The organism is Micrococcus sp. KRD077, from assembly GCF_017168505.1.
GTDB lineage: Bacteria > Actinomycetota > Actinomycetes > Actinomycetales > Micrococcaceae > Micrococcus > Micrococcus luteus.
In genome coordinates this window covers 42454-51641 of sequence record NZ_JABFAZ010000013.1, presented here as the reverse complement: position 1 = coordinate 51641, position 9188 = coordinate 42454, and the positions used below count along the sequence as shown (strand labels likewise).

Genomic DNA, 9188 nt, shown 5'->3' with positions numbered 1-9188 from the left:
GGCTATCCCCCACCCACCCACCGCGTTGGGGGCGGTTTCCGGCGGTATTCCGCTCCCAAAGCACCGGTTTCCGCCCCGGAAGCGGGGGGCGGGCGCCGGTCAGTGGTCGCGCAGCGCCTCGATGAGCTCGTCCTTGGTCATGGTGGAGCGGCCCTCGATGTCGAGCTCGCGGGCCCGCTTCGCGAGCTCGTCCTTGGTCCAGTCCTCGTAGGAGCCGGCCTCGCCGCCACGCTCGGCGACCTCGTCCCGGCCGTCCCGGGCGGAGGCGTTGGCGATCCGCGCGGCCTTCTCCTCGCTCGCGCCCTCGCGGCGCAGCGCCTCGTAGACCTCGGGGTCCTTGATGCTGGAGGTGCCGGGGCCCATGGGGGCGCCGTTCTTCTCGGTCTTCTTCTCAGCCATGCGGCCAGTGTGGTCCCGGCCCGACGACGGGTGGAAGGTCCGCCGCGCCGCCTCAGTCCTGCTGGGCCTCCGGCTGCTCGGCCCACCAGCGCCGCAGCTCCGCCTCGGCCTCGGCCGGCTCGTGCGGCCCCTCGTCCAGGCGCCACTCCAGCAGGTGGTTGTACGCCCGGCCCACCACCGGGCCCGGGCGGATCCCCAGCAGCGCCATGATCTGCTGCCCGTCCAGGTCCGGCCGCACGGCGGCGAGCTCCTCGGCCTCGGCGATCTCGGCGATGCGCCGCTCGAGGTCGTCGTACGCGTGGGCCAGCCGCTCGGCCTTGCGCCGGTTGCGGGTGGTCACGTCCGAGCGGGTCAGCGCGTGCAGGCGGGGCAGCAGGTCGCCGGCGTCGTGGGCGTACCGGCGGACGGCGGAGTCGGTCCAGCCGGCGTCGCCGTAGCCGTAGAACCGCATGTGCAGCTCCACCAGGCGGGCCACCGCCTTGATCGTGTCGTTGTCGAACTTCAGGGCGCGCAGCCGCTTGCGGACGAGCTTGGCGCCCACGGTCTCGTGGTGCCGGAAGGTGACGGCCCCGCCCTTCTCGAAGCGACGCGTGGCCGGCTTGCCGACGTCGTGCAGCAGCGCCGCCAGGCGCAGCACGGGGTCGGGGGTCGACGGCGCGTACTCGCCCTCCAGCTCCATGGCCTGCTCCAGCACGGTCAGGGAGTGGGCGTAGACGTCCTTGTGGCGGTGGTGCTCGTCCGACTCGAGCTGCAGGGCGGGCAGCTCGGGCAGGACGTGGTCGGCCAGGCCGGTGCGCACGAGCAGGTCGAGGCCGGCGCGCGGGTGCGCCCCGCAGACGAGCTTGACGAGCTCCTCGCGGACGCGTTCGGCGGAGATGATCGTGATCCGCTCGGCCATCGCGGCCATGGCCTCCTCCACCTCGGGGGCCACGGCGAAGCCGAGCTGGGAGGCGAACCGGGCGGCGCGCATCATGCGCAGCGGGTCGTCGGAGAAGGAGTCCTCGGGGGTGCCGGGGGTGCGCAGCACGCCGGCGTGCAGGTCCCGCATGCCGCCGAAGGGGTCCACGAGCTCGAGGGCGGGCAGGCGCAGGGCCATGGCGTTGACGGTGAAGTCGCGGCGCAGCAGGTCGTCCTCGAGGCTGTCGCCGAAGGCCACCTGCGGCTTGCGGCTGGCCGGGTCGTACTGCTCGGCCCGGTAGGTGGTGACCTCGAGCTGCCAGCCGGCCTTGCGGAAGCCGATGGTCCCGAACCGCCGCCCCACGTCCCACGTGGCGTCCGCCCAGCCGGCGCCCACGGCCTCGGACGCGTCCGGGTCGGCGTCCGTGGTGAAGTCCAGGTCCGGCGACGTCCGCCCCAGGAAGAGGTCGCGGACCGGGCCGCCCACCAGGGAGAGCTCGTGGCCGGCGGCCTCGAACCTCCGCCCCAGCTCCACGACGACGGCGGGCAGGGTGGCGTCCGCGGGGAAGCCGGGGGGCAGCGCGTGGGTGGCGGTGGTCAGATCCATGATGCCTACAAGGGTGCCAGACGGTCCCGGCACGGGCCCGCGCGGGCCGGGCTAGAGTTGACGGGTACCCGCCCCCGTCTCAGGCACCATCACCCTGCCGAGCATCGGGTGGTACAGCAACTGCAGCACGACCCTCACCGGCGTGATGGTCAACGGCCGTGCCTCCGCCGTCGTGAACGGCATGACCTTGGACAATGTCGGCACCTATGTAAGGCTGACCCCCCGCCCCGCCGGCTGACGCAGCCCCGCGCACGCCGTTCGTGGCGGCCGTCATCCCCCGCCGCGCCTCACACTCCGCGGAAGAACTCCCGCACGGCCGCCGTCAGGTGCTCCACGTCCCGCACGCCGCACATCTCGCGCGCCGAGTGCATGGACAGCAGGCCCAGGCCCACGTCCACGGTCCGGATGCCCAGGCGGGTCGCCGAGATCGGGCCGATGGTGGAGCCGCAGGGGACGTCGTTGTGGGAGACGAACTCCTGGAACGGCACCCCCGCCACGCCGCACCAACGGGCGAACGCGGCCTCTCCCCCCGCGTCGGTGGCGTAGCGCTGGTTGGCGTTGATCTTCAGCAGCGGGCCGTGGTTCACGCGCGGGTGGTTCACGGGATCGTGCCGCTCGGCGTAGTTCGGGTGCACCAGGTGGCCGGCGTCCGCGGACAGCAGCCAGGACCCCGCGATCGCCCGCGCCCGGCCCTGCCCGGCCACGCCGAGCGCCTCGAGCACGCGCCCCATGACCTCCTCGAGCAGCGGCCCGGCCGCCCCGGACCGCGACGCCGACCCCAGCTCCTCGTGGTCGAACGCGGCGAGCAGCGGGATCACCGGGGCGCCGGCCGCCTCACCGGCCACCCCGCCCGCGACGGTCCCCTCGTACGCGATCGCCCCCTCGGCGCCGCCGTGTTCGCGCGCCAGCTCCTCGAGCGCCACGAGACCCGCGTGCACCGAGCTCAGGTTGTCCAGCCGGCCCGACGCGAAGAACTCGCCCGCCAGCCCGAAGAGTCCGGGCGCCTGGGCGTCGGCCACCACGACGTCGTGCCCGCGCACCGCGGCCGGGTCCACGCCGGCGGCGGCCGCGAGCGCGGTCAGCACGTCACCGGGCACGCGGGCGGCCAGACCGTCGGCCTCGCCCTCGCCGCGCGGGGCGAGCGCCCCCACGACGGGGTTCGTGTGCCGCTGCCGCTTCAGCGTCAGCCCCTCGTTGACCTCGCGGTCCAGGTGGATGGCCAGCTGCGGGATGCGCCCCACGGGCCCGGTCGCGGCGAGCACCTGCCTGCCGTCGTCGAGGGCCAGACGCCCGGCGAACCGCAGCTCGCGGTCCAGCCACGAGTTCAGCAGCGGGCCGCCGTACACCTCGACGCCGGCCTGCACCCAGCCGTCGGCCGTCACGGTGGCCGGGTTCGGCTTGAGCTTGAACCCCGGCGAGTCCGTGTGCGCGCCGAGCACGCGGAACACCGGCACGACGCCGGCGCTCGGCCCCGCCTCGTCCGGCCCGGCCGCGCGCGCCTCAGCGCCCTCGTCCCGGCCCAGGGCCCCGGCGCCCGTCGGCACGATCCAGGCCATCGCCGCACCGTCGCGCACCACCACGTAGCCGCCCGGGGCCGCCGGGAAGTCGGCCGTCTCGTCCAGGCGGGTGAAGCCGACGGCCTCCAGGCGGCGTGCGACCTCCTCCGCGGCGTGGTAGCTGGAGGGCGAGGCGGTCACGAACTCGGCCAGGTCCCGCAGGTGGGCGGGCATCTCGGCGGCGGTGTCACGGGTCACGGGGGTCATGCCCCGACCGTACCGCGCCCCACCACCCCGTCCGGCTACCCTGGCCCGAAAGCGGGCCCGCCGCATCGCCCGCCCCGTCAGCGCAGGAGGAGCCCGCCGTGGACATCATGATCGCCGTCGCCGTGGGGGTCTTCCTCCTGGTGGCGTGGACCGTGGGCGGCTGGGCCATCGTGCGGATGGGCTTCACCCGGGACGGGGACGCGGCCCGCACCCCCGCCCACGACGACGGCGTCGCGCGTCCGACGCACCCCGGCGCGGCCGCGGACCCGGCCGCCGACCCCCACGTGATCTGGCGCGAGCAGATGAAGGCGGCCACGGCCGCCTCCGGGGCGCAGTGCGTCTGTCCGCCGCCGCCCCGCGAGGGCGGCGCCGCCGAGACGGGGACGAGCGCGCCGCCGTCGTCCCCGGACTGCCCGATCCACCGCTGGGACTACGCCTGAACCGCGGCCGGCCGGTCTGAGCGACCCCAGGCCGGGCCGGCGTCCGCGGCGTACGCGCCGGCGAGCGGATCGGTGTCCGGGTGGCCGCCGTGGTCGCGCTTCACGAGGTCCTCGGCCGGGTGCAGCATCTCCCACACGACGCGCCCGCACAGCCACAGCACCGCGAGCATGTGGGCGAGGATCGCGGCCACGTAGACGGAGTCGTCCATGGAGTGCTGCGGCGGGGTCTCGGCCACCCCCTTGGCCAGGTACATCCACACGGCGAAGAAGTGCAGCGCCTCCACCGTCTGCCACACCCAGAAGTCCCGCCAGCGCGGCAGGGCGAGCGCCAGGAGCGGGATCAGCCAGACCACGAACTGCGGTGAGTACACCTTGTTGGTGAGCACGAACGCCGCCACCACCAGGAACGTCAGCTGGGCCAGCCGCGGGGTGTGCCGCACCCGCACGCCGAGCACGAAGATCCCGAGGCAGCACACCGCGAAGGTGCCGTAGGCCAGCAGGGTCAGGGAGTCCTCCGGCACGAACGCCCACCCGGCCTGCGCGGCGGTCACGTCCCACGCGTGCCACACGCTGGACAGGCCCGGCCCGCGCTCGCCGGAGAAGGTGAAGAACACGGACCACGCCTGGAAGTTCACGACCATGAGCGGCACGTTGACCGCCGCCCACGCCGCCACCGTGCCCCCGGCCGCGAGCAGGAACGGCCGCCACCGCCGCGAGCGCACCGCCAGGATCAGCAGCGGCCCCAGGATCAGCAGCGGATACAGCTTCATGGCCGCGCCGAGGCCGAACAGCACCCCCGCCGTCAGGGACCGGCCGCGCGACCACGCGTACATGCCGCACGCCAGCAGGGCCACGGCCCACAGGTCCCAGTTGATGGTGCCGGCCAGCACGATCCCCGGGGCCACGGCCACCATGAGCCCGTCCGTCCACCGGCGCCCCGCCATCCGGACGGTCAGCACCGCGACGACGGCCCACAGCACCACCACGAATCCGAGGTTCACGAGCCAGAACACCACCGTGCCCTGCTCCGGCGAGAACGGCAGCGCCTGCGTGATCCAGGCCGCCACCGAGCCCACGACGGACATCAGCACGGGGTACTCGAACGTGGAGCCCGCCCGGAACGGCGCCCACGGGTCCGCCGCGAACCCCCGCCCGCCGTAGAGCGCGGCCCAGTCCGAGTAGCAGCCCGCGTAGTAGACGTCCGGAGCGCCCCAGCCGTGCAGCAGGCACGGCGACTTCTGCAGCACGGTCACGACGGCGGCCAGAGCCACCAGCAGCCCCGTCAGTGCCACGGGCCCGGCCCAGGAGCCGGTCCCCCGCCCCGGGCCGTTCGCCGCGAGGCCGCCGGCGAGCTGGAAGCGGCCGCCGCGCTCACCGGGGGCGGGCAGGGCCCCGGACGGTGCGCTGTCAGCGGAACGCCCGGCGGGGGCGCCCGGGGCGGTCACGGCGTCGCTCGGGGCGCCGTCCGCGGCGTGAGTGGGCGGCTCGCTGGGGGTCGCGGCATGCGCGGGGGCCGGTCTCATGCCCCCCATCCTAGGAAGCCCCCCGGACACCGGACGGGCGGGGCCGCCGTCGTCGGTCGTAGACTGGCGGGGTTGATCCCCGGGTGAGCGCCCCGCCGAACGGTGTGGGCCCCCTGCGCGCGCTCCGCGTGCCCGCACCCGTTCCGGACAGTCGAGGAGAGAACCAGACCGTGGCCACCAACCCCATCCGCGTCGCCATCGCCGGCGTGGGCAACTGCGCAACATCCCTCATCCAGGGTGTGGAGTACTACCGCGAAGCGAAGGCCACGGACACGGTCCCGGGCCTGATGCACGTGCAGTTCGGCGACTACCACGTGTCGGACCTCGAGTTCGTGGCCGCGTTCGACGTGGACGCGAAGAAGGTCGGCCTGGACCTGTCCGAGGCCATCACCGCCTCCGAGAACAACACCATCAAGATCGCGGACGTGCCCCACGCGGACGTCACCGTCCAGCGCGGCCCCACCCTGGACGGCCTCGGCAAGTACTACGCCGAGACCATCGAGGAGTCGGAGGCCGAGCCCGTGGACGTGGCCCAGGCCCTCCGCGACGCGGAGGTGGACGTGCTGGTCTGCTACCTGCCCGTCGGCTCGCAGCGGGCCACCGAGCACTACGCCCAGGCCGCGATCGACGCCGGCGTCGCGTTCGTGAACGCCCTGCCCGTGTTCATCGCCGGCACCCCGGAGTGGGCCGAGAAGTTTACCGCCGCGGGCGTGCCGATCGTGGGCGACGACATCAAGTCCCAGATCGGCGCCACCATCACCCACCGCGTGATGGCCAAGCTGTTCGAGGACCGCGGCGTCACCCTGGACCGCACCTACCAGCTCAACGTGGGCGGCAACATGGACTTCAAGAACATGCTCGAGCGCGAGCGCCTGGAGTCCAAGAAGATCTCCAAGACGCAGGCCGTCACCTCCAACACCTCCGCGCAGCTGGGCGAGAAGGACGTGCACATCGGCCCGTCCGACTACGTGGCCTGGCTCGACGACCGCAAGTGGGCGTTCGTGCGCCTCGAGGGCCGCAACTTCGGCGACGCCCCCGTCTCGCTCGAGTACAAGCTCGAGGTGTGGGACTCCCCCAACTCGGCCGGCGTGATCATCGACGCCGTGCGCGCCGCGAAGATCGCCCTGGACCGCGGCATCGGCGGGCCGATCCTCTCGGCCTCGTCCTACTTCATGAAGTCCCCGCCCGTGCAGCACAACGACGACGCGGCGCACGAGCTCGTGGAGGCCTTCATCCGCGGCGACATCGAGCGCTGACCAGCCCGGTCCCCGCGGACCGCGCACGACGCCGGCCCGTCACCTTCCCCGTGGAGGTGACGGGCCGGTGTCGTCGTGGGGGCGCGTGCCGCCCCGGCCACCGCGCTCAGCGCCGCGTGCCGAGCCGGTCCTCGATGGTGAGCCGGACGAGCTGGGCGTATATGGCCTGGCCGTCGGCGCGGGGGTGCACGCCGTCGGCGGAGAAGTCCGTGACGTGCTGCTTCGCCGCGGCGTCCCAGTCCGCCAGGACGATCCGGTCCGGGTGGGCCTTGGCCTGCGCCTCCATCTGCACCTGCACGTCCGCGATCCAGTCCATCGGGCCGTGCGGCACCACGAGCACGAGCAGCCGGTCCTCGCCGACGGCCGCCAGGATCTTCTCCCAGTCGCCCCGGTGGGTGGTGCCGTTGGCGCCCAGGGCCACCACGACGACGTCGCTCAGCTGGCCGTCCGCCTTGAGCTTCTCGATCTCGTCCGCGGCGTCCCAGATCTGGTAGCCCACCTCCGCCTCGAGCAGCATCCCCGGCAGCTGCTCCAGGAGCGTGGGCGCGGCCGAGAGCGAGACGGAGTCGCCGATCAGGGTGACGTCCGTGCCGAGCTCGGACGGCGGCAGGGCCGCGGTGAGCTGCTCCTTGGAGTACGTGGGGCGCGTGACGGCCGGGTCGCCGAGCCCGAGCCCGGACGGCTCGGCGGACGATCCGGGCGAGGACGTCGCGCCGGCGGAGCCCTCCGCGTCCCCGGGGGCGGCCGAGCCGGGCGAGGCCGAGGCCGACGCCTCGGCCCGCTTCGACTGCTCCGCCGCGCGGGACTCGCGGGCCGCCTGCTGCGCCGCCTCGGCGGCCTTGAGGGACTCCTCCGCCTGGGCGATGTCCTGCTCGAGCTGGGTCTGCGCGGGCGAGTGCACCACGGCGGCCACGGCCGCCGCGGGCACGGCCACAAGCCCCAGCGCCGTGGCGGCGGCCGCGAGCCGGCCGATCGGCCCGGCCCCGCCCGTGAACGCCCGCCGCGCGGCCGCGCCCCAGCGGCCGAAGGCGCCCCTGAACCCCTCGTGGAGGATGGGCTCCTCGATCAGCCGGGTGCTCAGGTCGGCGATCAGGGCGGTCAGCAGCAGGATCGCGCCGGCGGCCACGGGCTCGACCCACCCGGGGGCGTCCACGGGCACCATCACGCGCATGATCACGAGCAGCGGCCAGTGCCACAGGTACGCGGCGTAGGAGCGGCGCCCCCACCAGCGCAGGAACCCGTTGCCCAGCGCGCGAGAGAGCGAGTCGCGCCGGTCGCCCTGCACCACGTGCCAGACGATGAACGCGACGACGGCGGACAGGCCCGCCAGCACCCCGCGGTACGTGCTCGCGTGGCCGCCGTCGACCAGGGCGAAGCCCGCCGCGAGCACCGCGACGGCGCCCCACGCGACGGCCACCCGCGTGGCCGAGGTCCGCGGCTCGGGGCCGCCGTGCTCGGGCCGGGGCACGTGGGCCAGACCGATCGCCACGCACGCGCCGAACAGCAGGCCGAAGGCGTGGGTGTCCGTGCCGAAGTAGAGGCGGGCCTGCTCGAACCCGTGCCACGAGCCCCAGGCCATCCACGCCGCGGAGGCCACGGCCGCGACCGCGACCGCGAGGATGCGGCGTCGGTCCGCCACCCGCCCCGAGTTCACCGTGCTGCGCGGCGGCCAGGTGAGCAGGAGCAGCCCCCAGAGGAGCAGGGGCCAGAGGATGTAGAACTGCTCCTCGATCGCCAGGGACCACAGGTGCTCGAACAGTGGCGGCGAGGCGCGGTTGAAGTAGTCCCCGCCCTCGAGGATCATCACCCAGTTGCTGGTGTAGGTCAGGGCGCCGAACCATTGGCGGCCCAGGCCCGCGGGGAACTCGTCCACCGCCAGCCACGCGAGCGCGGTGGTGCCCACGAGCGCCATCAGCATGGCCGGGATGAGGCGTCGGACGCGCTTCATCCAGAAGGTGCCCAGCGCCACGCCCCGGCCCGCGTCCACACCGCGGACCAGGCCGGTGGTGATGAGGAAGCCGGAGAGCACGAAGAACATGTCCACGCCCACGAACCCGCCGCGCAGGAAGGTGGGCCAGGCGTGGAAGACGAGCACGGCGAGCACCGCGATCCCCCGCAGCCCGTCGAGGGCGGTCACCCGGCCGGGGCCGCGACTGACCCGCGTGCCGACCTTGACGGCGGGCGCGCCGTCCTGGGGCGACAGGGCATGGCGGGGCACGGGCGCGGTGCGCTGGTCGGAACTCACAGCGGTCGATCATCCCATCCGGACCTGGATGGGCCAAAGCCTCCGGCTATCCCCCACC

General features: G+C 74.3%; 7 protein-coding genes. 2 read left to right on the top strand and 5 right to left on the bottom strand.

Annotation, left to right across the window (positions count from 1 at the left end):
* Window positions 1-99: 99 nt before the first annotated feature.
* The 3 genes from J1M39_RS04740 to J1M39_RS04730 form a co-directional block, all read right to left on the bottom strand.
* On the bottom strand, window positions 100-399 hold the full coding sequence (locus J1M39_RS04740; RefSeq protein ID WP_070708933.1) for a DUF7218 family protein: 300 nt from the start codon (window positions 397-399) through the stop codon (window positions 100-102).
* A gap of 52 nt (window positions 400-451) precedes the next feature.
* A complete protein-coding gene (locus J1M39_RS04735) occupies window positions 452-1903 on the bottom strand; it encodes a CCA tRNA nucleotidyltransferase (protein WP_063188537.1) in 1452 nt (483 codons plus the stop codon).
* Between the two features lie 287 nt (window positions 1904-2190).
* Window positions 2191-3666 (bottom strand): M18 family aminopeptidase, encoded by a 1476-nt coding sequence (locus J1M39_RS04730; RefSeq protein WP_206496509.1) that lies wholly within the window; start codon window positions 3664-3666, stop codon window positions 2191-2193.
* A 107-nt stretch (window positions 3667-3773) separates the two neighbouring features.
* On the opposite strand from J1M39_RS04730, the gene J1M39_RS04725 reads away from it, so the two are divergent.
* Window positions 3774-4106, top strand: a complete 333-nt coding sequence (locus J1M39_RS04725; RefSeq protein WP_241253860.1) for a hypothetical protein — start codon at window positions 3774-3776, stop codon at window positions 4104-4106.
* Here the strand turns inward: J1M39_RS04725 and J1M39_RS04720 are convergent.
* Window positions 4097-5629: a glycosyltransferase family 87 protein gene (locus tag J1M39_RS04720; protein WP_206496507.1), complete on the bottom strand. Its 1533-nt coding sequence runs from the start codon at window positions 5627-5629 to the stop codon at window positions 4097-4099. The genes J1M39_RS04725 and J1M39_RS04720 overlap by 10 nt on opposite strands.
* 170 nt (window positions 5630-5799) lie before the next feature.
* On the opposite strand from J1M39_RS04720, the gene J1M39_RS04715 reads away from it, so the two are divergent.
* Window positions 5800-6885, top strand: a complete 1086-nt coding sequence (locus J1M39_RS04715; protein ID WP_010079791.1) for an inositol-3-phosphate synthase — start codon at window positions 5800-5802, stop codon at window positions 6883-6885.
* A gap of 106 nt (window positions 6886-6991) precedes the next feature.
* Here J1M39_RS04715 and J1M39_RS12230 read toward each other — a convergent pair whose 3' ends face one another.
* On the bottom strand, window positions 6992-9130 hold the full coding sequence (locus J1M39_RS12230; RefSeq protein ID WP_342356365.1) for an acyltransferase family protein: 2139 nt from the start codon (window positions 9128-9130) through the stop codon (window positions 6992-6994).
* Between the last annotated feature and the right edge of the window lie 58 nt (window positions 9131-9188).